Annotated in this window: 16 protein-coding genes; 5 read left to right on the forward strand and 11 right to left on the reverse strand. The window is 65.6% G+C overall.

The window, feature by feature from the left end; translation table 11 throughout:
- The first annotated feature begins 87 nt into the window (after positions 1 to 87).
- Together pta and ACSX1D_RS16155 are read left to right on the forward strand one after the other, a co-directional pair.
- The gene (pta, locus tag ACSX1D_RS16150) at positions 88 to 2,217 is read left to right on the forward strand and encodes a phosphate acetyltransferase (protein WP_439859478.1); all 2,130 of its coding nucleotides are present in this window, start codon (positions 88 to 90) and stop codon (positions 2,215 to 2,217) included.
- 136 nt (positions 2,218 to 2,353) lie between these two features.
- The gene (locus tag ACSX1D_RS16155; protein WP_439862345.1) at positions 2,354 to 3,256 is read left to right on the forward strand and encodes an acyltransferase; all 903 of its coding nucleotides are present in this window, start codon (positions 2,354 to 2,356) and stop codon (positions 3,254 to 3,256) included.
- A gap of 18 nt (positions 3,257 to 3,274) precedes the next feature.
- Here ACSX1D_RS16155 and ACSX1D_RS16160 read toward each other — a convergent pair whose 3' ends face one another.
- The 6 genes from ACSX1D_RS16160 to ACSX1D_RS16185 all read right to left on the reverse strand — a co-directional run bounded on the left by ACSX1D_RS16160 (position 3,275) and on the right by ACSX1D_RS16185 (position 12,260).
- Positions 3,275 to 5,425, reverse strand: a complete 2,151-nt coding sequence (locus ACSX1D_RS16160) for an EAL domain-containing response regulator (protein ID WP_439859479.1) — start codon at positions 5,423 to 5,425, stop codon at positions 3,275 to 3,277.
- Positions 5,426 to 5,454: 29 nt separating this feature from the next.
- Positions 5,455 to 8,886 carry a response regulator gene (locus ACSX1D_RS16165; RefSeq protein WP_439859480.1) on the reverse strand — a complete coding sequence of 1,144 codons (3,432 nt, stop codon included), beginning with the start codon at positions 8,884 to 8,886 and terminating at the stop codon, positions 5,455 to 5,457.
- A gap of 169 nt (positions 8,887 to 9,055) precedes the next feature.
- Entirely contained in the window at positions 9,056 to 9,712 is a 657-nt protein-coding gene (locus ACSX1D_RS16170; protein WP_439859481.1) for an OmpA family protein, read from the reverse strand.
- A gap of 153 nt (positions 9,713 to 9,865) precedes the next feature.
- The gene (locus tag ACSX1D_RS16175) at positions 9,866 to 10,531 is read right to left on the reverse strand and encodes an OmpA family protein (RefSeq protein ID WP_439859482.1); all 666 of its coding nucleotides are present in this window, start codon (positions 10,529 to 10,531) and stop codon (positions 9,866 to 9,868) included.
- Between the two features lie 58 nt (positions 10,532 to 10,589).
- On the reverse strand, positions 10,590 to 11,237 hold the full coding sequence (locus ACSX1D_RS16180) for an MBL fold metallo-hydrolase (RefSeq protein ID WP_439859483.1): 648 nt from the start codon (positions 11,235 to 11,237) through the stop codon (positions 10,590 to 10,592).
- 3 nt (positions 11,238 to 11,240) lie between these two features.
- A complete protein-coding gene (locus ACSX1D_RS16185) occupies positions 11,241 to 12,260 on the reverse strand; it encodes an AraC family transcriptional regulator (RefSeq protein WP_439859484.1) in 1,020 nt (339 codons plus the stop codon).
- A gap of 276 nt (positions 12,261 to 12,536) precedes the next feature.
- Between ACSX1D_RS16185 and ACSX1D_RS16190 the strand changes: the two genes are divergently transcribed.
- Positions 12,537 to 13,394 (forward strand): metal-dependent hydrolase, encoded by an 858-nt coding sequence (locus ACSX1D_RS16190; RefSeq protein WP_439859485.1) that lies wholly within the window; start codon positions 12,537 to 12,539, stop codon positions 13,392 to 13,394.
- A gap of 15 nt (positions 13,395 to 13,409) precedes the next feature.
- Here ACSX1D_RS16190 and ACSX1D_RS16195 read toward each other — a convergent pair whose 3' ends face one another.
- From ACSX1D_RS16195 to ACSX1D_RS16210, 4 genes are all read right to left on the reverse strand, one after another.
- Positions 13,410 to 16,154: a LuxR C-terminal-related transcriptional regulator gene (locus tag ACSX1D_RS16195; protein WP_439859486.1), complete on the reverse strand. Its 2,745-nt coding sequence runs from the start codon at positions 16,152 to 16,154 to the stop codon at positions 13,410 to 13,412.
- 315 nt (positions 16,155 to 16,469) lie between these two features.
- Positions 16,470 to 17,837, reverse strand: a complete 1,368-nt coding sequence (locus tag ACSX1D_RS16200) for a DUF1329 domain-containing protein (RefSeq protein WP_439859487.1) — start codon at positions 17,835 to 17,837, stop codon at positions 16,470 to 16,472.
- A gap of 31 nt (positions 17,838 to 17,868) precedes the next feature.
- Positions 17,869 to 19,830, reverse strand: coding sequence for a DUF1302 domain-containing protein (locus ACSX1D_RS16205; RefSeq protein ID WP_439859488.1), 1,962 nt, complete (start codon positions 19,828 to 19,830; stop codon positions 17,869 to 17,871).
- A 227-nt stretch (positions 19,831 to 20,057) separates the two neighbouring features.
- Positions 20,058 to 21,740, reverse strand: a complete 1,683-nt coding sequence (locus ACSX1D_RS16210; protein ID WP_439859489.1) for a fatty acid--CoA ligase — start codon at positions 21,738 to 21,740, stop codon at positions 20,058 to 20,060.
- Between the two features lie 198 nt (positions 21,741 to 21,938).
- Here ACSX1D_RS16210 and ACSX1D_RS16215 point away from each other — a divergent pair, with 198 nt between their 5' ends.
- On the forward strand, positions 21,939 to 23,114 hold the full coding sequence (locus tag ACSX1D_RS16215) for an acetyl-CoA C-acyltransferase (protein WP_439859490.1): 1,176 nt from the start codon (positions 21,939 to 21,941) through the stop codon (positions 23,112 to 23,114).
- 72 nt (positions 23,115 to 23,186) lie between these two features.
- Here ACSX1D_RS16215 and ACSX1D_RS16220 read toward each other — a convergent pair whose 3' ends face one another.
- Complete coding sequence (locus tag ACSX1D_RS16220; RefSeq protein ID WP_439859491.1) at positions 23,187 to 23,810, reverse strand: LysE family transporter; 624 nt, start codon at positions 23,808 to 23,810, stop codon at positions 23,187 to 23,189.
- Positions 23,811 to 23,889: 79 nt separating this feature from the next.
- Here ACSX1D_RS16220 and ACSX1D_RS16225 point away from each other — a divergent pair, with 79 nt between their 5' ends.
- The gene (locus tag ACSX1D_RS16225) at positions 23,890 to 24,855 is read left to right on the forward strand and encodes a 2-hydroxyacid dehydrogenase (RefSeq protein WP_439859492.1); all 966 of its coding nucleotides are present in this window, start codon (positions 23,890 to 23,892) and stop codon (positions 24,853 to 24,855) included.
- The last annotated feature ends 1 nt before the right edge of the window (position 24,856 follow it).

Here is a 24,856-nt window from a genome sequence, read left to right on the forward strand (position 1 = left end):
AGACCCTGGCCTGCTCCAGCGAGCGGGCCAGGGCACCGAACAACAGCGGTGCCCCGGACACAGGGGCGCCCTCAGCCAGGAAGCCCCATGCACAGTTTCTTCATCGCGCCGACCGGTTTCGGCGTCGGCCTCACGTCCGTCAGCCTCGGCCTGGTCGGTACCCTGGCGCGCGCCGGGCTCAGGGTCGGGTTCTTCAAGCCCATCGCCCAGCCGCATCCGGGCGACACCGGGCCGGAACGCTCCAGCGAACTGATCGCCCGCACCCACGGCCTGCACTCGCCTGCACCACTGGCATTGAGCCGGGTGGAGCAGATGCTGGGCGACGGTCAGCTGGATGAGTTGCTGGAGGATATCGTCAGCCGCTACCAACTGGCCGCACAGGACAAGGACGTGGTGATAGTCGAGGGCATGGTGCCGACCCGGCATGCCAGCTACGCGGCGCGGGTCAACTTCCACCTGGCCAAGAGCCTGGACGCCGACGTGATCCTGGTCTCGGCGCCGGAACAGGAAAGCCTCGGCGAGCTGTGCGACCGGGTCGGCATTCAGGCCCAGCAGTTCGGCGGGCCGAAGGACCCCAAGGTGCTCGGGGTGATCCTCAACAAGGTGCGCAGCGAAGAGGACCTGGAGGCCTATGCCCGCCGGGTGAGGGACAGCTCGGCGCTGTTTCGCGGCGAGGACTTTCGCCTGCTCGGCTGCATACCCTGGCAGGAGGAGCTGAACGCCCCGCGCACCCGTGACATCGCCGACCTGCTCGGGGCCCGCGTGCTCAACGCTGGCGACTACGAGCTGAGGCGGGTGCTGAAGATCGTGCTCTGCGCCCGCGCGGTGGCCAATACCGTGCAGCTGCTCAAGCCCGGCACCCTGGTGGTGACGCCGGGCGACCGCGACGACATCATCCTGGCCGCCAGCCTGGCGGCAATGAACGGCGTGCCGCTGGCCGGGCTGCTGCTGTGCAGCGACTTCAGCCCCGACCCGCGGATCATGGAGCTGTGTCGCGGCGCCCTGCTCGGCGGCCTGCCGCTGCTGACCGTGGCCACTGGCTCATACGATACCGCGACCGACCTCAATCGCCTGAACAAGGAGATTCCCCTGGACGACCGTGACCGCGCGGAGAAGGTCGCCGAGTTCATCGCCAGCCACCTCGACCACGACTGGCTGCGCATCCGCTGCGGCAGCCCGCGCGAGCGCCACCTGTCGCCGGCGGCGTTCCGCTACCAGTTGGAACAGCGGGCCAAGGCGGCGAATCGGCGCATTGTCCTGCCGGAAGGCAGCGAACCACGCACCGTGCAGGCCGCCGCCCTGTGCCAGGCCCGCGGCATCGCCCGCTGCGTGCTGCTGGCCAAGCCCGAGGAGGTGCGGAACGTGGCCCAGGCCCAGGGCATCGACCTGCCCGCGGGGCTGGAGATCCTCGACCCCGACCTGATTCGGGCACGCTACGTCGCCCCGATGGTCGAGCTGCGCCAGGGCAAGAGCCTCAACGCGCCGATGGCCGCCGCCCAGCTGGAAGACAATGTGCTGCTGGGCACCATGATGCTGGCCCTGGACGAGGCCGATGGTCTGGTCTCCGGCGCCATCCACACCACCGCCAGCACCATCCGCCCGGCCCTGCAGCTGATCAAGCCGGCGCCCGGCTATAGCCTGGTGTCCTCACTGTACCTGATGCTGCTGCCGGACCAGGTGCTGGTACTGGGGGATTGCGCGGTCAATTCCGCCCCCAGCGCCGCGCAGCTGGCGGAGATCGCCGCGCAAAGCGCCGACTCGGCCAAGGCCCTGGGCATCGACCCGCGGGTAGCCATGCTGAGCGCCCCTGGCAATGCCGAGGAGCTCGCCAAGGTGAGCGAGGCGATCCGCCTGGCAAGGCTCGAACGGCCGGACCTGACGTTCGACGGGCCGCTGCAGATCGACATCGCCGCCCTCGTCGGCAATGGCCCGCAGCCGGCGGCAGAGGGTGCGGCCGCCAGCCGCGCCACGGTCTTCGTATTCCCCGACCTGAGCAGCGGCAACAGCAGCTACAAGACCCTGCAGGGCCGTGCCGACTGCCTCAGCGTCGGGCCAATGCTGCAGGGCCTGCGGAAGCCGGTGAACGACCTGTCACGCAGCGCCCTGGTCGACGACATCGTCTACACCATCGCGCTGACCGCGACCCAGGCCGCCAGCCTGCCGCAGCGGATGGACGGAATGGCAGAAACAGCGGCAATTGGTGGCGATCTGTGCTGATCATCAGGGTACGCCAGGGCTTGCAGTTCGAGGCGCAACGGTTAACCTGTGCGCCGCCGACCCGGGGTGGAAAATCTCGGGCACTCAACGACCCGGGGCCCTAGCCCCCCTTTTGGCGGAGGCACTTGCCCCCATGCTGCATTTTCTGCCCGCCCCCCTTCGCGGCCTGATCGGCGCCAGCCTGCTGGCACTCAACACCCTGTTCTGGTGCTGGCCGCTATTCGGCGTGACGCTGCTGAAGGTCTGCCTGCCGTTCGCCGCCGCGCAGCGCCTGTGCAGCGTCCTGATGAACTTCATCCACGAGGCCTGGATCAGCTGCAACAAGGCCTGGATGAAGCTGCTGTGCCGGACCCGCTGGCAGGTCGAGGGCCTGCAGGGCCTGGACTACCAGCACTCCTACCTGGTCACCAGCAATCACCAGAGCTGGGTCGATATCCTGGTGCTGCAGTACCTGCTCAACCGGCGCATCCGCCCGCTGAAGTTCTTTCTCAAGCAGGAGCTGATCTGGGTGCCGGTGATCGGCCTGTGCTGGTGGGCCCTGGGCTTTCCCTTCATGAAGCGCTATTCCAAGGCCTACCTGGCCAAGCACCCGGAGAAGCGCGGCAAGGACCTGCAGACCACCCGGCGCACCTGCGCCAAGTTTCGCGGCCAGCCCACGGCGATCTTCAACTTCCTCGAGGGCACGCGCTTCACCCCGGCCAAGCATGCCGCCCAGGACTCGCCCTTCCAGCACCTGCTGAAACCCAAGGCCGGCGGCATCGCCTTCGTGCTGGATGCCATGGGCGAGCAGCTGGACGCCATCGTCAACGTCACCATCCACTATCCCCAAGGCAATCCGGGCTTCTGGGCGTTGCTCAGCGGTGAGGTGACGGAGGTAGTGGTCACGTTCGGCCAGCTGCCGATCGACCGGGCGTTTATTGGCAACAACTACGACCAGGATGACGGCTACCGCCTGGCCTTCCAGCAGTGGGTCAACCAGCTGTGGCAACGCAAGGACGCCGAGCTGGCAGAGCTGCACCGCCGCTACCCCGCCCGCTGAGGCACGACGCCCTCGACCTCAGTCCTTGGGCGCGCCATGCACCGGCAGCGCGTCCCAGTCGAGCTGCGCCGGGAACTGTCCGGCATCCTCCGCCGACAGCCCCGGCGCCACCAGAAAGCCCTGCATGATCGGACACTGGTGAGCGATCAGCCAGTCGCGCTGCGCCCGGGTTTCCACCCCTTCGGCTATCACCTCCAGGCCCAGATTGCGCCCCAGGTCTATGATGGTGCTGACCACCGCCGCATCCCTCGGCGAGTCGAGCATGTTGGCGATGAACAGACGGTCGATCTTCAGGGTATCCAGCTCGAAATGGCGCAGATAGGCCAGGGATGAGTAACCGGTGCCGAAGTCGTCGATGGCGATCTTCACCCCCAGCAGGCGCAGCTGGCGCAGCTGTTCCTGGGTATTCTCCAGGTTCTGCATCAACGCGCTCTCGGTCACCTCGACCTCCAGCCGGGCCGGGTCCAGCTGGAACTCGTCCAGCACCCGCCCCAGGTCCTCCACCAGCTGCGGCATGCCGAACTGCACCGGGCTGACATTGATGCTGAGCACCAGGTCATCGCTGAAATCCCGGCTCAGCTCGCCGTACTGGCGCACCCCCTGGTGGAAGATCCAGTCGCCCAGGCGGTTGATCAGGCGGGTTTCCTCCAGCAGGGGAATGAACACGCTGGGGGCCACGGTGCCGGCGACCCGGTGCTGCCAGCGCAGCAGCGCCTCGAAACCTCGCAGGCGGCCGCTGTCCAGGTAGATCTGCGGCTGGTAGACCAGCACGAAGTCGTTGTGCTCGATGGCCGTGCGCAGGCTTTCCTCGAGCATCAGCCGCGAACGGGCGCGGCCGTTCATTTCCGGCAGGAAGAAGCGGTATTGCTGGCGTCCGGCGCGCTTGGCTTCGTACATCGCCATGTCCGCGGCGCGCAGGAGGCTGTCGACGGTCTGCCCACACTCGGGAAAGCAGGCAATGCCGACGCTGGCGCCGACGGTGAAGTCGACGCCGTTGAGGCTGTGGCGCACCGAGACCTGCTCGATGAGCTTCTCCGCCACCCGCGCCGCGTCCTCCGAATGGCCGAGGCTGTCGAGCACCGCGGTGAACTCGTCGCCACCGACCCGCGCCAGGGTGTCGTAGGGGCGCAGGCTGGCCTTGAGCTGTTCGCCCACGCGCTTTAGCAACTGGTCGCCGACGCCATGCCCCAACGAGTCGTTGATGCGCTTGAAGCCATCCAGATCGAGATAGAGCAGGGCCAGACGCTGACCACTGCGCCCGGTCCGCGACAGCGCCGACTCCAGGGCCTGATGGAAGCCGCGGCGGTTGAGCAGCCCGGTCAACGGATCGGTCACCGCCAGGGATTCCAGCTGCGAGTGCAGGCTGCGCACCACCGACATGTCCAGCGCCAGCACCACCATGGCCTGCTGCAGCTTGGGCAGCGGCGAGCAGGACAGGGCCACCGGCACACTGCCGCCATCGCGGGTACGCAGGCTGGCCTCATGCACGCGGTAGGTCTGATTCTGGCGCCAGTGCTGGTAGAACTCCGACTGCTGCCAGTCGCACTCGACCGCCGGGCTGCGCAGGTGCGACAGCAGCGCGCTGCCCTGCAGTTCGTTGACCGAATAGCCGAGCATCTGCGCCATGGCCGGATTGGCGAAACGGATCAGGCCATCCTCGCCGACCACCATGATGCCCTCGGCGGCGTTGTCCAGCACCGAGGCGTTGAAGGCCCGCGCGCTGTCCAGCTGCTGGGTCAGTTGCAGCAACTCGCTGCGATTGCGCTCATGGTCGAGCAACGAGTGGATCTTGTGGCGCAGCACCTTGGGATCGAAGGGCTTGAGCATGAAATCCACCGCGCCGGTGGCATAGCCCTGGAGCACCGCATTGGCCGTCTGGGCAATGGCCGAGACGAAGATGATCGGGATGTAGCGGGTGCGCGGATTGCCGCGCATCAGCCGCGCCACCTCGAAGCCATCCATGTGCGGCATCTGCACATCCAGCAGCACCAGGCCCACCTCTTCGTCCAGCAGGCACTGCAGCGCCGCCTCGCCGGAACTGACGCAACGCAGCTGCCAGTCGCCGTCGCCCAGCAACGCCTGCATGGCTTCGAGGTTCTCCGGCCGGTCATCCACCACCAGCAGCGTCTGCCTGCTCCTGGCGGCGCCCTTGGCTTGCAGCTGTGCCATACCTACCTCCTTGCTTGACGGCGCGCCGGCTACCTGGAGCCAGCGCTCCAGGATTGGTCCACGGTCGCCGCGCGCGACTGGCGCGCGTCCTGTGACGGCTGGTTCAACCAGCGCTCCAGCATGCTCAGCAACTCTTCGCCACTGACCGGTTTGGCCAGGTAGTCATCGGCGCCGGCGGCCAGGCATTTCTCCCGGTCGCCCTTCATCGCATGGGCGGTCAGGGCGATGATGGGCACCGTGCAACCGTGCTCCTGCTTGAGCACCCGGGTGGCTGCATAGCCGTCCATGTGTGGCATCGCCATGTCCATCAGGATCAGCTCCGCCTCGGCCTGACGATAGCTGGCAATGGCCTCCTGCCCATCCTTGGCCGACGTGACCTCGATCCCGGCGGCATCGAGCAAGGCGGTGAGCGCATAGACATTGCGCACATCGTCGTCCACCAGCAGCACCCGGCGCCCGGCCAGACTAGTGGGCCGCGTATCGCCCCGGCTCCGGTCGGCAGCGCGCAAGCCGCCGAGAAATCCCTGCACGGCCTCGCCCAGCGCCTGCAGATCCTCGCCCTGCTTGCGCACCACCACCGCGCTGTAGCGCCGCAGACGTTGCAGACTCAACTGGGTGACATCCACGCCGGTGTTGATCACCACCCGCGCGCCATTCAGGGGCGTGCGCCGGTCGAGGGTTTCCAGCAGGTCGAATCCGTCCAGGTCGGGCAGGTCGAGGTCGACCACCAGGGCCGCGAACTGCCGCTCGGCATAGGCCGCCAGCGCCTCTGTCGCGCTGGCGCAGCTGACCACCTCGAAACCCAGTTGCTGCAGGTGCTGGCGATAGTGCTCGCGCTCCACTTGCACGTCCTCCACCAGCAACAACGCCGGCGCCTGGGCCTGGCCGGCCCCCTGGAGTTCGGCGAAGACCCGTTCGAGGTCCTCCCGGCTGATCGGCTTGACCAGGTAGCGGGTACCGTCGTCGTTCCAGTCGGCTGGTTGCGGCGCGCTGGAGATGATGTGCACCGGCGTATCGCGGTGTTCGGCCTGACCGCGCAGCTGGCGATACAGCTGCCAACCACTGATGTCCGGTAGCAGGATGTCCAGAATCACCGCGCGGAAACGCTCCTGCCGCATCAGCTCGAGCGCCTGCAGGCCGGTGCCGCAGCAGACGCTGGCAAACCCATGGGCATGGGCTGCCTCGGCCAGCACCGAGGCGAAGCTGGCATTGTCCTCGACGATCAGCACGGCCGGCCCCACGCCCTGGCGCCGCGGCTGAACTTCGAGCGCCTCGCCTGCCGGCGCGACCGGCGCCTGTACCGGCAGGCTCAGGGTAAAGCACGAGCCCCGGCCCGGTTCGCTCTGCACGTGCACCTCGCCGCCCAGCGCCCGCGCCAGCTGACGGGTGATGGCCAGGCCCAGGCCGGTGCCACCGAAGCGCCGACTGGCCGAACCGTCGATCTGCTGAAAGGCCTGAAAAATCTGCTCATGCTGCTCGGCGGCGATACCGATCCCCGTGTCCTGCACCCTGAAACTCAGCCGCTGCGGCTCGTCGAGGGCGGGCGCCGGGCAGACGCTCAGCCGCACCTCGCCCTGTTCGGTGAACTTCACCGCATTGGACAGCAGGTTGCGCAGTATCTGCTGCAGGCGCGCGCGGTCGCTGTGAATCCGCGCCGGCACCCCGGGTTCCACCAGGGCGTGCAGCCGCAAGCCCTTGAGTTCGGCCTGCGGACGCATGCTGGCGTCCAGTTCATCGAGCAGCTCACGCAGGTCCAGCGATTCGATTTCGAGCTGCAGGCGACCGGACTCGACCTTGGCCAGATCCAGCACGCTGTTGATCAGCTGCAGCAGGTCACTGCCGGCCCGGTGGATGATGTCAGCGTGCTGGGTCTGCTTCTGGGTGAGGTTGCCGGTGCTGTTCTGGCGCAATTGGTCGCTGAGGATCAGCACGCTGTTGAGCGGCGTGCGTAGCTCGTGGGACATGTTGGCGAGAAACTCGGACTTGTAGCGGTTGGCCAACACCAGTTGCTCGGCCTGATCGCGCAGGCGCTGCTCGGCTTCCTTGCGCTCGCTGATGTCGATGATCACCGCCTGCACCAGGGTATCGGCGCCGCTGCGCAGCGGCGAGAGACCAACCTCCAGGGGAATCAGACGGCCGTCACGGTGCTGGCCGAACAGCTCGCGATTGCTGCCCATGCGCCGCGGCTCGGGCCGCTCCAGGTAACCGCGCCGGGATGGCACATGGCCGTGGCGCTGATGCTCGGGCAGAAGCAACTCCACCGGCTGGTCGAGCAACTCCTCCCGCGGATAACCGAACAGCTGCTCGGCCTGCTGGTTGGCCATGGCAATCTGTCCGCCACTGTCGACCAGGACGATGGCATTGGGCGACGCCTCGACCACCATGCGAAAGCGCTCCTCGCGTTCGCGCAACTGCTCGGTGGCCCGCTGGCTGACGAACAGCTGGCGTTCGCGCAGGTACAGGTAGCCCCCCGCCAGCGCCGCCAGCAAGCCCACGGCGGTCAGGGCCGTCCACAGGTTGAAGCCCATGCTCCGGCGCGCCAGGGAGGCTTCGTACTGCGGGGTACTGCTGACCTCCAGTACCCAGGTGCGGCCGTACACTGGCAAATCGATGGCGTGCCTGAACTGCGCCGCCGAGCCGACCCGCGCGGGCTGTTCGGCCAGCAGCGGCCGCCCGGCCTGACGGTCACTGAGCTCGATATCGAACAGGCGACCTTGCGGGCCGAGGATGCCGGCCATCAGGTCGTGGCTGCGAAAGGCGCCATAGACAAAGCCGAGCAGCGCTTCGCGCCGCTCGAGCCTGGTGGTCAATGGCTGTCCGGGGCGAAACACCGGTAGGTAGAGCAACATACCGGCCTGCACGTCAGCGCGGGTCTCCTGCACCAGAATGACCGGTGCGGTGAGGGCCGCCTCGCCACTGTTCAGCGCCGCCTCGATCGCCTCGCGGCGCAGCGGCTCGCTGAACATGTCGTACCCCTGAGCGCGCCGGTTGCGCCAGTCCAGCGGGCTGATGTAGTCGATCAGCACGTACTCCTCGCGCGGACCGAGTGGAAAGGTCTGGTAGTTGGCGCGACCACTGGCCTTGACGCCCTCGAGGAACTCCTCGAGCTGCCCCTCGCGCACGTAGCGCCCCCAGCCCAGCCCCTGGATCCCCGGATAACGATCCTGCAGCTGCAGCTGAGCGACGGCACGCTGCCATTCTCCCGGGGACACGTAATCGCTGCCGATCATCAGCCCGGAAATACCGCGCAGCACCGTCTCGTAGGCCGCCATGCGATGGAGAATGCGCTGCCCGACATCCTGCGCTTCGAGCTGGAAGCGCTGGCGGGCCTCGTCCTGGCTGCTCGCCTCGAGGGCCTGCCACTGCCAGACGATCAGCCCGCCCAGGCCCAGCAACAGGGCCAAGGTGACCCATACCGCCAGCCAGGGTTTCGGGGGAATGGAATGCGACACGCCGTCCATGACCTCTCCTGAGTGCTTCCCTGCCCGCCAAGCCCGCACCAGGAAGGTGAGGGCACCTTGCAACATTCAAGGAGGCAGTCTAGTCAGGAATCCAGCGGCAGGCGCAGTGACGGCAAAGCGACGACACAAAAAAGCCCCGCGCGGGCGGGGCTTGCCGAACTGCGCCGAGTTACAACGGGCGCAGGTTGATCTCGACGCGGCGGTTCTGCGCCCGGCCGGCCTCGCTGGCATTGCTGGCGATCGGCTGGTTCGGCCCGGCACCGTAGGCGGAAAGCCGTACCGGCGCCACGCCGTTGGCCGAAAGGTAGGAGGCGACGCTCTGGGCCCGGCGGTTGGACAGGTTCTGGTTTAGCTCCAGCGAACCGGTGCTGTCGGTGTGGCCAACGATATCGACACCATTCTTGTCGAACTCCTTGAATACCAGCACCAGGGAGTTGAGCGTCGGGTAGAAGCCGCTGGAGATATCCGCCGAATTGCTGGCGAAGGTGATGTTGCCCGGCATGATCAGCTTCAGGTCGTCGCCATTGCGCTGCACCTGCACGCCGGTGCCCTGCAGGGTCTGACGCAGCTTGGCTTCCTGGGTGTCGACGTAGTAACCGTAGCCACCGCCGGCCGCGCCGCCCACGGCCGCGCCGATCAACGCGCCCTTGGCGCGATCCTTCTTGCTCGAGGTAGCCGCCCCGATCACCGCACCGGTGACCGCGCCGACCCCGCCATAGATCCCCGCCTTGCCGGCCTCACGCTCGCCGGTGTAGGGATTGGTGGTGCAGCCAGCCAGCAGGGTCAGGCCGACCGTCAAAGCAGTCAGGTTACGCCAGTTCTTCATGGATACGTCCTTATTCAGTGGTTCTGCACGGCTTGAGCGCGCGCAGAGGAGTTCGAGGCGCCAGGCGCCTCGAAGTTCCGTGCCAGCTTAGCAGCCGCTGCTAACGCGCAGTGAGAAGTGCAGCAAGGCCGTGCGTGAGGCTGGATCCAGGCCTCATTGCGCGCCGGGCAAAGGACGCAGATTGACCTCGACCCGGCGATTCTGCGCCCGGCCATCGGCCGTGGCATTGCTCGCCAGCGGCTGATCGGGCCCGGCCCCGCGCGTGCTCAGGCGCGTCTGGTCGACGCCCTGGGCGATCAGGTAGTTGGCCACGCTCTGCGCGCGGCGCTGCGACAGGTTCATGTTGTAGGCATGGGAGCCGGTGCTGTCGGTATGGCCGACGATCTCGATGCTGTTCTGCGGGTACTGGCGGAAGGAGTTGGCCAGGTTGTTCAGCGGCGCATGGAAGCTGCCGGCGATCTCCGCCGAATCGGTGGCGAAGGTGATGTTGCCGGGCATGATCAGCTGGATCACATCGCCCTGGCGCGCCACCTGCACGCCGGTGCCCTGCATGCTGCGACGCAGCTCCTCCTCCTGCTTGTCGGCATAGTAGCCGTAGCCGGCGCCCGCCGCGCCACCCACGGCGGCGCCGATCAGCGCGCCCTTGCCGCGGTTGTCGTGGCTGATCGCCGCGCCGGCCACCGCGCCGGCCAGGGCGCCGAGGCCGCCATAGGTGGCCGTCTTGTTGCTGCTGGGCTGACCGTCATAGGGGTTCTGGGACGCGCAGCCAAGCAGCAGGCTGGCGCAGCAGCAGGTCAGAATCAGACGCGGACTAGGCATGACAATCCCTCCAAGGCATTGGTAGTGATCAGTCTAGTCAGCGCCTTGGCTCTTGCCCTCAAGCACGGACAAACGGGTTCTCGCGCATCTCGTCACCCAGGCGCGTATCGGCACCATGCCCGGTGACCACGGTGGCGTCCTCATCGAGCCGGTACAGGCGCTGCTTGATCGAGCGCTCGATGGTCGAGTAGTCGCCGCCCCACAGGTCGGTACGACCGATGCCGCGCTTGAACAGGGTGTCCCCGGCGATCAGCAGCTTGTCCTGGGGGAACCAGAAGCTCATCGACCCCGGCGTATGCCCCGGGGTGTGCAGCGCCACGCCACAGCCACAGGCCAGGGCCTCATCGTCGGCCAGCCACTGGTCCGGCGCAGGCACCGGGGTGTAGGGCACACCGAACATGCGGCACTGGGTCTCCAGGTTGTCCCAGAGAAACTGATCCTCCTTGTGCAGGTGCAGGGTCGCGCCGGTCTTTTCCTTCATCTGCCCGGAGGCGAGGAAGTGGTCGAGGTGCGCATGGGTGTGGATGATGCTCACTACCTTGAGTCCGTGGGCGTCGAGGCGCGCCATGATCAATTCGGGATTGCCGCCCGGATCGACGACGATGGCCTTCTTGGTCGCGGGATCGCCGATGATCGTGCAGTTGCACTGCAAGGGGCCGACGGGAAAGGTTTCGCGGATCAGGGCGGGTGATGCAGCAGAACTCATCGGTTACTCCTCAATGCGGTAGTCGCGGGGTAGCTTACCCGTCCACTTCTTGAATGCACGGCGAAAATTGGACGCATCACTGAACCCCAGCAGTTCGGCGATCTCGTACAGGGGCAGGTGGCTGCCGGTGAGGTACTGCAGCGCCAGCCCCTTGCGCACCTCATCGAGCACCTGCTGGTAGCTGACCCCCATGCCCGCCAGGTGTCGGCGCAGGCTGCGCGCGCTGGTGTGCAGCGCCCGGGCGGCGTCTTCCAGGCCAGGGAACTTGCCGGGACGCGCCAGCAACAGTCGCCGCACCCGGGTCACTAGGGCGTCGCCCACGTCCACTGCGGTCAATAGCGCCTCGCACTGCTGTTCGCACATCTGCAGGGTGGCCGGATTGGCCAGAGCCATCGGCCGCGCCAGGTAAGCCACCGGCAGGCTCAGGCGCTGGTAGGGCTGATCGAAAGCCACCGATGTAGCAAATACCTCGGTGTAACGCTGCACATAACCGGGCGCGGCATGCACGAAGCCGACCTCGACCCTTTGCAAGGGCTCTCCGATGAGAAAGCAGGCGCTGCTGTGCAGGCTGGCCAGCAGGGTTTCACCGGCGAAGCGGCTGAGGGGGCCGAGCGGCAGTGACTCCCTGGCCCGCAGCTCGACGCAATCGCCCAGTTCGACCAGTTCCAGCTCATAGGCAAGCCCCAGGACCCGGTAATACTTGAGGAGGAACTGGAGGGCCGCGCCCAGGTTGGCGCTGGACAGCACGGCATAACCGAGGATGCCATGGCTGGAGACGTTCAGGCGCTGGCCCAACAGCAAACCGAGGGCCGGTTCATTGCAGAGCTTCAGCGCGCAACTGGCCAACTGGTTGAACTCGAGCAGGGATAGGCGGCCATGGGGACTGTCCAGCACCCCGGCGCGCACCCGCGCCTCGGCGAACAGCACCGGGCGTGGCACCCCGAAGGCCTCCGCCAGCTCGAGCAAGGCCACCGCATAGGTCACGGGTACCAGTTCGGCAGTGAAGTTGAGCGGAGCTTTCATGGTCTGTTTATCCGCCGCTGGTCGTGGCGGACCCGATTCATCGTGGCGATGACGATAACCCTGCGCTGCAGCGCCCGGCAATGGATTTGCCGGGCGCTGTGGCGCAGGCCGAACGGGAAGCACGCCTTACTCCCTGCATGACTGCATCGTTTAGCGACCGAGGGAACAGCGCAGTTGGCCGGATATGACCGACACATTGGCTAGAGATAACCTTGGCCGAGCATGGCCATGCACCGATAGTGCAAGGACCAGCAGCTCGTCACTCAAGGAGTCCGCATGGCCAGCACGACCCCGCAAGGCTTGTGCATTCACCCACGGCAAATGGACTTCGAGCTGCCCGACCCGCTGCCCCGCCATTGGCATGGTGGCGACGCGTTCAAGAGCCACCTGTTCGACGCCATGTCGCTGCAGTTCCCCGACGGCGAGCGTTTCTTCATCGACTCGGTACGTTACTTCCGTGAGCACATCGGCGACCCGCAGTTGCGCAAGCAGATCCGCAGCTTCATCGGCCAGGAGGGCCACCACAGCCGCGAACACCAGGTCTACAGCAAGCGCCTGCGTGACCTCGGCTACGACATCGATCGACTGGAGGGCCATGTCCAGGCCCGAATCCGCTTCACCCAGAAGCGCCTTTCACCACAGCGGCAGCTGGCGGCCACCGCGGCGCTGGAACATATCACGGCGATCATGGCCGAAGGCCTGCTCAGGGATGCGCGCCATCTGGAGGGCGCGCACCCGACCATGGTGCGCCTGTGGCGCTGGCATGCCCTGGAGGAGACCGAGCACAAGGCCGTGGCCTTCGACGTCTACAATCAGGTCTGCGGCAACCGCAGCCTGCTGCGCCGAGCCATGCTGATGGGCACCTTCTTCTTCGTTCTCGATACCAGCCGCGGCCTGGTCCACATGCTCAAGCGCGATGGCCTGCTGTGGAACTGGCGGGTCTGGCGCGGCGGCCTGAGCTGGTTATGGGGCAAACGCGGTATATACCGCCCCCTGCTCGGCCCCTACCGGGATTTCTTCCGCGATGATTTCCATCCCTGGCAGCGGGATAGCCTCGAACTGCTCCAGCGCCTGCGCGGCGAATTCGACGGCGCGCATCAGGCCGAGGAGGCTAACGGCCCGGTGCCCTCATAGGCGCAGTCGGAGCAATCAGCTCAGCAGCCCGAGGTGCTTGGCCCGCGCCACGGCCTGGGTACGCCGCTCGACCCCCAGCTTGCTGTTGATGTGACGGGCGTGGGTTTTCACCGTATGCAAGGAGATGAACAGGCTGTCGCTGATCTGCTGGTTGGAGCAGCCCTGGGCGATCAATTGCAGCACCGCCAGCTCCCGGGCGCTCAGGCTTTCCACCGCTGCGCCCTGATCGACGCTCGACGCCACTGCCTGCGCCGCCGGCAGTTGGGCCAACAGCGCGTCGCGCTGGGGACTCTCGGGCTGCGCCAGCAACTGCGCGCGCAGCCAGTCCGGCTGCTGGGTCAACAACTCGTTGAATGCTGACAACGCCCCACCCGCGGCCAGCTGCAGGGCAATCGTCAATTGCTGCTGGGCATCCCGCTCCCGGCCATCTACATGGTGCAGCGCAGCCAGCTGCACTTGCGCATATAGCCCAAGCAACTGGCCGCCCGTCGCCTGAACGCGCTGGCTCAACGCCCGCAGGCGCCGCTCGGCAGCGGCCGATTCGCCCAGGCTGCGCTCGAGCACCGCCTGCTGCAACTCGATATACAGGGCCAGCTGCGGATTGAACTCCGGCGCCGCCGCGGCCGCCTGTTCACCGCTGTACGCCTCGGCCAGGCGCACCAGCCAGGCGTCCGCCACTTCAGTCTGCCCCTGGCGCAACCACAGCTCGCACTTGGTCAAGGTGATCATTGCCAGGTAATAGATGGGCGGCACGTCCCAGATATGCATCAGCCGCTCGGCCTCGGCGAGACGCGCGAATGCGTCGGTCAGGGCGCCCTCGCGCCCTTCCAGGCTGGCCAGCACGCAATGTCCGATCAGCAGGCTGACATCGCGGCAGGCACGCGCCTCGGCGATACCGGCAGCCAGCCGCTGGCGCGCCAACTGCGGCTGCAGGCGCAGGCTCAACAAATACCCTTCGTACAGGGTCAGACGCGCGCGTACCGCGTACAGGCGCTGCTGCGACAACCCGCGCAGTCGCTCCAGGCCCTGGCGCACCTCGTCGAGCGCCCGCAGCACCTCACCGCGGGCCTGCAGCACCCGGGCTCGGTCATAGTGCGCCAACGCCTCGAACAGGGGATTACCCACCCGCTGTGCCAGCTCCAGGGCCTCGCGATTGAGGCCGCGGGCGCACCACAGGTCACCCTGGACAACCGCCAGGTTGGCCAGGGTCGACAGGCACATCAGGCGCTGGCCGTAGCGTTCGGCTGGCAGGCCGGCCAGGGCCTCGGTGCAGTGACGCTGCGCGACCAAGCTCTCGCCGCGTCCGCGAGCGATCATGCCAAGCAGCGCCTGCACCTGCGCCAGCAGGTTCTGCTGCTCGGTCGCCGAGGGTGCAGGCAGAAAGCGACTCATCTGCCCCACTAGCTCCTCAGCGGCATCCAGCTGGCAGGCCATGGCCAGTGCCCAGCTGTACAGCACGATCAGCCGAGGCGTGCTGGCCAGCAGGCTGTCGGGCAGGTCCATCTTCCAGCGCAGCAGGGTGACCACGTTCTGTTCGGCCAGCAGCTGCTCCTCGGACAGACTCTGCACCAGGTTGGCGGCGACATCCGGCTGTCCTCCGCGCAGCGCCTGTTCGATCGCCTCGTCCAGCATGCCTTGGGCGCTGAACCAGCGGCAGGCGCGCAGGTGGGCGCTGGCCGGGGCCGAGCTCAGTCCACCGGCCGGGCGTGCACGAAGCAGGTCGGAAAACAGATGGTGATAGCGAAACCAGCGACCCTGCTCATCAAGGGGCACCAGGAACACCTGGTGGGCCTGCAGGTGAGCCAGGATAGAGGCGCTGTCGTGAGACTCGCGGATGGCGTCGCACAACTCGGCGCAGAAGCGCTCCTGACGTGCGGTGTCATAGAGAAAAGCCTGCACCTCCGCCGGCTGCCGCTCGATCACCTCCTCCAACAGGTAATCGCGAATCAAGCCTGCGGCGCCGTGGGGCCTGGGCAAGCTGCCGTCGGCGGCGCACGCCTCGTCCGCGGCAAGCAGCCACAGGCGCAGCCCCGCGACCCAACCCTCGCTGCGCTGAAGCAGGTCGGCGCGCTCGTCCTTGGCCAGCTCGACGCCCTGACCGGCCAACAACTCGCAGGCCTCCTCGTCGGTCAGACGCAGGTCCTGTTCCTGCAGTTCCAGCAGCTGGCGCGACAGGCGCAGTCGCGCCAAATGCCAGTCCGGGCGCACGCGGCTGGTGACCAGCAACAGCAGGCCAGCCGGTAGATGATTGAGAAAGAACTGCAGGCAGCGGTCCAGCACCGCACCCTGGGCCAGGTGATAGTCATCCAGTACCAGCAGCACCGGGCTGGCTGGATCGAGGCGCAGGGCCAGCTCGTCGAGCAGGCCGTCCAGCCATTCCTCGTAGGCGAACGGTTGATGCCGTTGCCGCAAGCGCAGCAACCCCAGGGCATCGCGCCCCAGTCCAGGAAACAGCTGCTGCAAGCCGCTGAGCAGACGCTCGAGAAAGCGTCCGGGCTCGCTGTCGCGACGACTCAGGCCGAACCACAGGCTCTGCCATTGCTCGGGCAACCGCTCGCAAAACTCGATCGCCAGCGAACTCTTGCCGAACCCGGCAGGAGCACTGACCAGGAGCAGGCGACCGGGCAGGCCCTCCGCCAGCCGCTCGCACAAACGTGGACGCAGGACATGGCCTGCTGGCAGCGGCGGTCGGAAGAAATGGCCGTCGCTCACGGGCGCAGTCGGACTCGCGAAACTATGAGAGCTGGACAGATCAGTCATTACCCGGGTTCTTGCAAGAGTGGGGTCTATAGGCACGCTTGATCAGCAGCCTAGCCCCTCGGTCTTGCCATTTGAAGCCCGCTCGACGTCTCGTTAACAATTCTTTGCAATAGCTGCACACCGATTCACGCCGCTGGCAGGCCCATTGCCGGCAGCAGTCGTCCGAGGCCGTGGTGCGGCAAATCTGCTTCCACCGGTATCCCATAATGAAAAATGCCCGCATCTCGCGATGCGGGCATCTTCAGTCTTCCCCCCTGGCGTGCTGACTGGCTCGTTAGCACGCCAGGGGGGGGCGCTCAACCAGCCGCCGTGGGTTTAACGCACGCCAGCCTGACGCAGCGCGGCCGGGGTGTAGTCGCTTTCCTTGGCCGGGTAGTCGAACTCATAAGAGGTTTTCTCTTCGTTCTTCATACCCAGGGCCAGGTAACGGCCGGACAGCAGGTCATACAGCGACTCCAGGGTGTACCACGGCACTTTCTTGTCGTAGTAGTACTGGGCATGGGCCTCGGCTACGCGCCACAGGGTGCCTCGACCGTCATAGTGGTCGATGGCAGCGGCTTGCCAGGTGTCTTCGTCGATGAAGAAGTCACGCTTGGCGTAGATGTGACGCTCGCCCGACTTCAGGGTCGCCGTCACGTGCCATACGCGGTGCAGCTCGTAGCGGGTCAGGTCCTGGTTGATATGGCCAGCCTTGATGATCTGGTCATACTTGAGCTTCGGCGAGTCCAACTCGTAGGAGTTGTAAGGAATGTAGATTTCCTTCTTGCCGTTGAGCTTCCACTCGTAGCGATCAGGCGCGCCGTTGTACAGGTCGAAGTTGTCGGAGGTACGCAGACCGTCGGAAGCGGTACCCGGACCGTCGTAGGACACCTGCGGTGCGCGACGAACGCGGCGCTGACCGGCGTTGTACAGCCAGGCCAGGCGCGGTTCCTTGACCTGGTTCAGGGTCTCGTGCACCAGCAGCACGTTACCGGCCAGACGCGACGGTGCAGTTACCCGCTGCTTGAAGTAGAACAGCACGTTGCTCGGCTTGCTGCTGTCGGCATCCTTCAGGGCGCTGCGGAAGGTGAACTCATCCTGGAAGTACACCAGGCTGTAGGAGCCGTTCGCCTGCGGAGTCGCCTGGGTCACCAGACGCTTGACGCTGCCGCCACGGTAACGGGTGATGTGGTTCCAGATCACCTCAAGACCATTGTTCGGGATCGGGAACGGGTTGGCCTGATCGAAGTTCTCCAGACCGTTGCCGCCCTCGACCAGCTTGGTGCTGACCGCGTTGCGCTTGGTCGCTTCCAGGACATTGGCCGGCAGGGTGGCGGAACGATGAGTGGTGTACACCGGCATCTTGTAGGATTCCGGGTAGCGCTTGAACATGGCCTGCTGACCAGGGGTCAACTTGTCCTTGTACTGCTCCATGTTCTGCGCGGTGATGGTGAACAGCGGCTGCTCGTTGGCGAACGGGTTCGACAGGAAACCCGCTGCATCGGCGCTGCCGGCGTTGGCCGGCAGGCCGCCGGTCCAGGCCGGGATCGAGCCGTCGGCGTTGCCGGCCATCTCGGCGCCGACCGGCGTCAGGCTGGCGCCCAACTTGGCGGCTTCATCAGGCGACACGGCAGCCATTACGCTGCAGGCCAGCAGCGACAGGGTCAGGGCTCCGGTTTGCAACAGACCTTTTGTTGTTTTCATGGACATAGTCTTCCTCAAATTTCCTGACCGCTTAGAAGTTCATACCGAAGCTGAGCGCAACGAAGTCACGGTCAATCGAAGTGTTGTACTTGCCGCCGAAGAAGTCGGTGTAGGCCAGGCTAGCGGTGTAGGTGTTCTGGTACTCGGCATCCAGCCCCAGGCTGACAGCCTTGTTGCCTTCGTTAAACAGGCCGTTGGGGCCGTAACCGTCGACGTCATGGGACCAGGACACGCTCGGGCGCAGGTTCACACCGGCGAATACGTCCGGGTAGTCCCAGATCGCACGGGCGCGATAGCCCCAGGAGGTGCCGGTTACGAAGCCGTCGTCTTCACAGTACTTGGACACGTTTTCGGCAGTAGCACTACCCAAGGTGCTGGCGTTGAGCGTCTGGCAGCGATTGCCAGCCAGCGGCCCTGGTCCGTAGACCGGATCGCGACCGTAGCGCAGTTCGCTGGAGTCTTCCAAGCCGCCAACATGCACGACACCAATCTCGCCCACCAGCGTCAGACGGCTAGCGCCCATGACCTGATCGAAGAACTGGGTGAAGGTGGTCTGGAACTGGGTGATCTCCTTGCGGCGGTAGCCGGGGGTGTCAGTACCTGGCGTGGCTTTTATCGGAGAGACAGTAGGATCAAGAGGCGTCAAGCCGCCAAACAGAATATCCGTGGTGTTGATCTGCACCGGTGCATTCGGCCGGTAGCTGACTTCACCGCTCCACGCCGTACCGGTAGGCAGGGTAGTAGAGAAACTCAGACCATAGAGCTGAATATCCTCGGGATACTCGATGAAATACTGGCTATTACCGGCGACTGTCGCCGATGCCAGCCCGGTTGCCGCCTGCTGGAATGCAGGACTACCCAAAACAGCCGCCCGAACACCGGCGAGAACTGCAGGGTTGGCGCAAGCGCCCATCAATGCAGCGCACTGCGCAGCCACCTGTGATGCGCCAAATGCGGCCCCAGCAGCCCCCGCAGCAGCGTAGGCGCCTGCAGGCGCCGCCCGGCCACTAAATACTGGCGTACGGCTGTGGTAGTTCATGAAATAGGCGCCGAACTCAGTGTCCAACGGCTCGGCGAAGTAGCGGAACGCCGCGCCCCACTGCCCACTATCACGCGCATCCTGATCGCCGCCACGGGGCACTATCACGCCCTCGGAGGTAGTTTGATAACCGAAACCCTGCGCTGCGGCAAATCCGGACAAAGCGCCCAGCTGCGGACTCAGTACTGCCAGGTTACGGTCACAGCCGTCTGCAATCACATCGGGTTGAGCGAAGAAGGTGCCGCAGTTATCGGCAACCGACTGGTCCCATTCCAGCTGGTAGAAGGCCTCCATCGACAGATTGTCGGTCAGGCTCTGGGACACATAGAACATGTTGACCGGAATCAGGCCTTCCTTGACTTCCGCGCCGGGACGACGGAAGGCCGAGGCATCGACCGGGTTGATCGAGTTGATGCTGTTCTGGATAAAGGTGCTCTCGCCCCAGCTCACCACCTGCTTACCCAGGCGCACGCTGCCTGGCTGATCGGCAAGGTCATAGTTGTGGTAGACGAAGGCGTCGAGGATCTGCGCGCCGGATGCCTGGGCGGCCTCCTTGCGGTTGCTGTCACTGATGTCCTTGAACAGACGGCTCTCGTCCTTCAGCTCGAAGTCGTACCAGTACTTGCCACGGACGAAGACGCCGGTGTCGCCGTACTTCAGTTCGAGGTCATGGACACCCTTGAAGATCTTCGAGAAGGTCTCGCCCTTCTTGAAGTTCAAATGCGAGTCATCGGAGGTCTGTGACAGTCCGTCACCGCCGTTGTTGCGGCCAATCAGATCCGGGTCGGCGCCCCGCACCGACCAGCTCGCGCCGACGGAGAGCGAGGAATCGAACTGCCCCTCGATTTCGCCGATATTAAAGGTCACGCCGAATGCGGGTGCGGCAAGGGTGGATGCCAGGCTGACGGCCAGCGGCAGTTTTGCCAGGCGCCAGAACGGTTGTGTCTTTGTCATCGACGCTACTCCATGTGTTTTTGTTATGGATGGTGCGGACTATATCCAGCGGATCGTGCTGCTTGATCCCTCGAAAGTGTGATTTGCAGCCCCAGGCACTCTGGCTCGCCACTCGTGACCGTTCGGTCTGCTTTGCGAGGAGCCAAGAATGCACTGGAAGGAGCAATTAACAAGCCAAACGCTTGTTTGACTGATTAGTCACTTGGCCGAGGCATACGCGCCGGGACCTAGAGCGTGGAGAGGAACTCACTTCCGGCCGCTTGCCACTGGGCGATGTCCACGCGAATGCGTTTCTTATCCAGCTTGCCGACGCTGGTTTTGGGAATTTCGGTAACAATGGCGATCTGTGTGGGTATCGCCCACTTGTTGATGTGGCCCTGCTCGACAAATGGTTTGAGGTGCGCCTTGAGGTCCTTGGCGTCCAGCGCCTGGCCCTCGGCCAGCACCAACAGGGCGAATGGCCGCTCGCCCCACTGCGGGTCCGGCACCCCGACCACGGCCACCTCGCGAACCGCCGGGTGGCGACTGATCATGTCCTCCAGCTCCAGCGAGGAAATCCATTCGCCGCCGGTCTTGATCACATCCTTGATGCGATCGCGAATGTCGATGAAGCCCATGTCGTCGAGGGTCGCGACATCGCCAGTATGCAGCCAGCCGTGCTCCCACAGTTCCTCGCCTTTCTGCTCCTCACGGAAGTAACCCTGGGTCAGCCAGGGCGCACGCAGGACCAGCTCGCCCTGGGCTTCGCCATTGGCCGGTAGTAGATTGCCGTCGGCGTTCATGATCGCCGCCTCGACCAGTGGCACCGGCACGCCGGCCTTAATCCGATAGGTGATGCGCTCGTCTTCGCTGCCGGCCCGCAGCTCTTCGTTGATGTGCGCACAGGATATCAACGGGCAGGTCTCGGACATGCCATAGGCGGCCGTCAGCTGGATGCCACGGGCCTTGGCGGCATCGTAGAGGGCGCGATTCAGCGCGCTGCCGCCGATGATCATCTTCAGACCGCCGAAATCGTGGCCCTGGGCGCTGGACGCGTTGAGCACCATCTGCAGGATGGTCGGCACGCAGTGGGAGAAGCTGACCCGCTCGTCCTTGATCAGCTGGCACAGCATGTCCGGCTCGTAGCGCCCCGGATAGACCTGCTTGATGCCGAGCATGGTGGCGACATAAGGGATGCCCCAGGCATGCACGTGGAACATCGGGGTGATCGGCATGTAGACGTCGTCGGTACCCAGCAGGCGGATGCTATCCAGGCTGCCGACGGTGGTGGCCATCGACAGGGTGTGCAGCACCAGCTGCCGGTGGGTGAAGTAGACGCCCTTGGGATTGCCGGTGGTGCCGGTGGTGTAGAAGGTGGTGGCCACCGAGTTTTCGTCGAAATCGGCAAATTCATAGCTGCTGCTGGCGGCCGCCAGCAGTTGCTCGTACTCGCCGACCAGGCCGGGCAGATCGGCGCTCTTGTCCTCGGCATCGGTCAGCAGCAGGGTCTTCTCGACCGTGGTCAGCTGGCTGGCGATGCCGTTGTAGAGCGGTACGAACTCGCTGTTGACCAGCACGAACTTATCGTCGGCATGGTTCATGGTGTAGAGGATCTGCTCGGGCGACAGGCGGATATTGATGGTGTGCAGCACCGCGCCAAGCATGGGGATGGCGAACATGCACTCGAGGTAGCGATGGCTGTCCCAGTCCATCACCGCCACGGTATCACCGGCCTTGACCCCGGCCTGGGTCAGCACGTTGGCCAGACGCGCCACGCGCTCGTTGAACGTCGCGTAGCTGTAGCGCAGTCGGTCGCGGTAGACGATTTCCCGAGTCTTTTCGTAGCGCACGCCGGAAAGCAGCAGGCGCTTGATCAGCAGGGGGTATGGATAGGCGTTGGCGGCGGGCGGAATGATGCGGGTTTGCAACATGGGGAGGCACCTTGTCTGCAGTCATAGCGGTTTTCGATGAGATCGACTCTAGGTCGCCTAGCCTGACGCACAAATCAGTCAAAAGAATGAATTTGACCATGACCAAACAATCAATATCAGTCATATTTCATTGGCGAAATAAAGATAATTACCAATTCCAGAACCACCAGAACATAGATATTCAGAAAGGTTACTGAAATGACAGATATCGTAGTCGTCAGCGGCGCCCGCACGCCCATGGGTAGCTTTCAGGGCTGCCTGTCCAGCCTGTCCGCCGTCGAGCTGGGCGCCGCCGCCATTCGCGAAGCGGTCAGCCGTGCCGGCATTCAGCCCGACGAGGTGCAGGAAGTGCTCATGGGCTGCGTGCTGCCCGCCGGTCTCAAGCAGGGCCCGGCACGCCAGGCGGCACTGGCCGCCGGCCTGCCGGCCGCCGCCGGCTGCACCACCATCAACAAGCTGTGCGGTTCCGGCATGAAGGCGGTGATGCTGGCCTTCGACGCGTTCAAGGCCGGTAGCAATACGCTGATGGTGGCCGGTGGCATGGAGAGCATGTCCAACGCGCCCTATGTGCTCGAGAAGGCGCGGACCGGCCTGCGCATGGGCCATGGCGAGATCAAGGACCACATGTTCCTCGACGGCCTGGAAGACGCTCGTAGCGGCCGCCTGATGGGCGCCTTCGCCCAGGACACCGCCGACCAGCACGGCATCACCCGCGAGGCGATGGATGCCTACGCCATCGAGTCGCTCAAGCGCGCCCAGGCGGCGATCGCCGCCGGCTCGCTGGCGGCCGAGATCGTGCCGATCAGTGTCCGCACCCGCAAGGGAGAGGTGCTGGTGAAAGACGACGAGCAGCCGCTGAGCGCCAATCTGGAGAAGATTCCCGGCCTCAAGCCAGCCTTCCGCAAGGACGGCAGCATCACCGCCGCCAATGCCAGCTCGATCTCCGACGGCGCCTCGGCCCTGGTGCTGATGACTGCCGAAGAAGCCGCCAAGCGCCGCCTCAAGCCACTGGCCAGGATCGTCGGCCACGCCACCCAGAGCCAGGATCCCAGCGAGTTCACCCTGGCGCCGATCGGTGCCATGAGCAACCTGTTCAAGAAGACCGGCTGGAGCAAGGAGCAGGTCGACCTGTTCGAGATCAACGAGGCCTTCGCCATGGTCACCATGCTGGCGATGCGCGAACACGGCCTGGACCATGCCAAGGTCAACATCTACGGCGGCGCCTGCGCCCAGGGCCACCCGGTCGGCTCGACCGGCTCGCGGATCATCCTCACCCTGCTCAATGCCCTGCGCAACACCGGCGGCAAGCGCGGCGTGGCGGCGCTGTGCATCGGCGGCGGTGAAGCCACGGCGGTGGCCGTCGAGCTGCTGTAACAGCCGAACATGAAGCCGTAACGAAAAAGCCCCGCCGAGTCGCGGGGCTTTTTTCAGGTGAAGAGCTCTGCGCTAGTCGCTGAGCACCAGCTTCGCCCCCAGCCCGACCAAAACAGCCCCCATCAGCCGGTCGAACCAGTGGCCGAGGCGGGCGAATCCGGCGCGTACCCGCTGCTGGCTGAACAGCATGGCCACTAGGCAGAACCACAGCGCCGTCGCCAGGGCCAGGTAGACGCCGTAGCCGCCCTGCACCGCCAGCGGCGTGTGCGGATCGATCACCACGGTGAACAGCGAGAGGAAGAACAGCGTGGCCTTGGGGTTCAGGCCATTGGTGACGAAACCGGTGGTGAAGGCCGCGTGTGGCGCACGGACGCCCGCCGCCAGGCTCAGTTCGGCACTGGCCGGGTCGGCCGGCTTGGCCCGCAGCGCGCGGATGCCGATATACAGCAGATAGGCCGCGGCCAGCCACTTCAGCGCATTGAACAGCACGATCGACTGCGACACGATCAGGCCGATACCCAGCAGCGAATAGGCCACGTGCACGAAGATGCCACAGCCTACCCCCAGGGCGGTGAAGATGCCGGCACGCCGTCCATAGGCGACGCTTTCGCGCACCACTATGGCGAAGTCGGGGCCCGGGCTGGCCACCGCCAGCAGGTGGATCAGGGCCACGGTGAGAAATTCAGTCCAGTACATGGGGCCTCCGCGACGTCCGTTGTGTCTGTTAGGCTCGCCACATTACCCCTCGCCAGGACCGTAAGGAAAGGTACAGCTGATGAGCAACAATAGCCGCGCGGTATTCCTCGACCACAGTTCGCTGGACCTCGGCGACCTCGACCTGTCGCCGCTCGAGCAGAGCTTCGCCACCCTGCAACTGCACGACCGCAGCGTCCCGGAGCAGGTCATCGAGCGCCTGCAGGGCGCCCAGGTGGCGATCAGCAACAAGGTTGCCCTCGGCGCCGATACCTTTGCCGCCTGCTCCGAGCTGAAGCTGGTGCTGGTCGCGGCCACCGGCACCAACAACATCGACCTGGCCGCCGCCCGCGCCCACGGCGTTACCGTCAGCAACTGTCAGGGTTATGGCACGCCTTCGGTGGCCCAGCACACGCTGATGCTGCTCCTGGCCCTGGCCACTCGCCTGCCGGACTACCAGCAAGACATCCGCGCCGGACGCTGGCAGCAGGCCCGGCAGTTCTGCCTGCTGGACCACCCGATAGTCGAGCTGGAAGGCAAGACCCTCGGCCTGCTCGGCCACGGCGAACTGGGCGGCGCGGTGGCCCGCCTGGCCGAGGCCTTCGGCATGCACGTGCTGCTCGGCCAGCTGCCGGGGCGCCCGCCCCGGGAGGACCGCCTGCCCCTGGACGAGCTGCTGCCCAGGGTCGATGCCCTGAGCCTGCACTGCCCGCTGAACTCGGCCACCGCCAACCTGATCGGCGAGTACGAACTGAACCTGATGAAGCCGGGGGCCTTCCTGGTCAACACCGCCCGTGGCGGCCTGGTCGACGAACAGGCCCTGGCCGCCGCCCTGCGTCGCGGCCACCTGGGCGGCGCGGCCACCGACGTGCTGACCCAGGAGCCGCCCAAGGACGGCAACCCCCTGCTGGCCACCGACATTCCGCGCCTGATCGTCACCCCGCACAGCGCCTGGGGCAGTCGCGAGGCGCGCCAACGCATCGTCATGCAGATGGCGGAGAACGCCCAGGCCTTCTTCGCCGGTGCGCCGCGCCGGGTTGTCGGCTAAG

The sequence above is a fragment of the Pseudomonas sp. MBLB4136 genome (assembly GCF_051904765.1).
Classification (GTDB): domain Bacteria; phylum Pseudomonadota; class Gammaproteobacteria; order Pseudomonadales; family Pseudomonadaceae; genus Aquipseudomonas.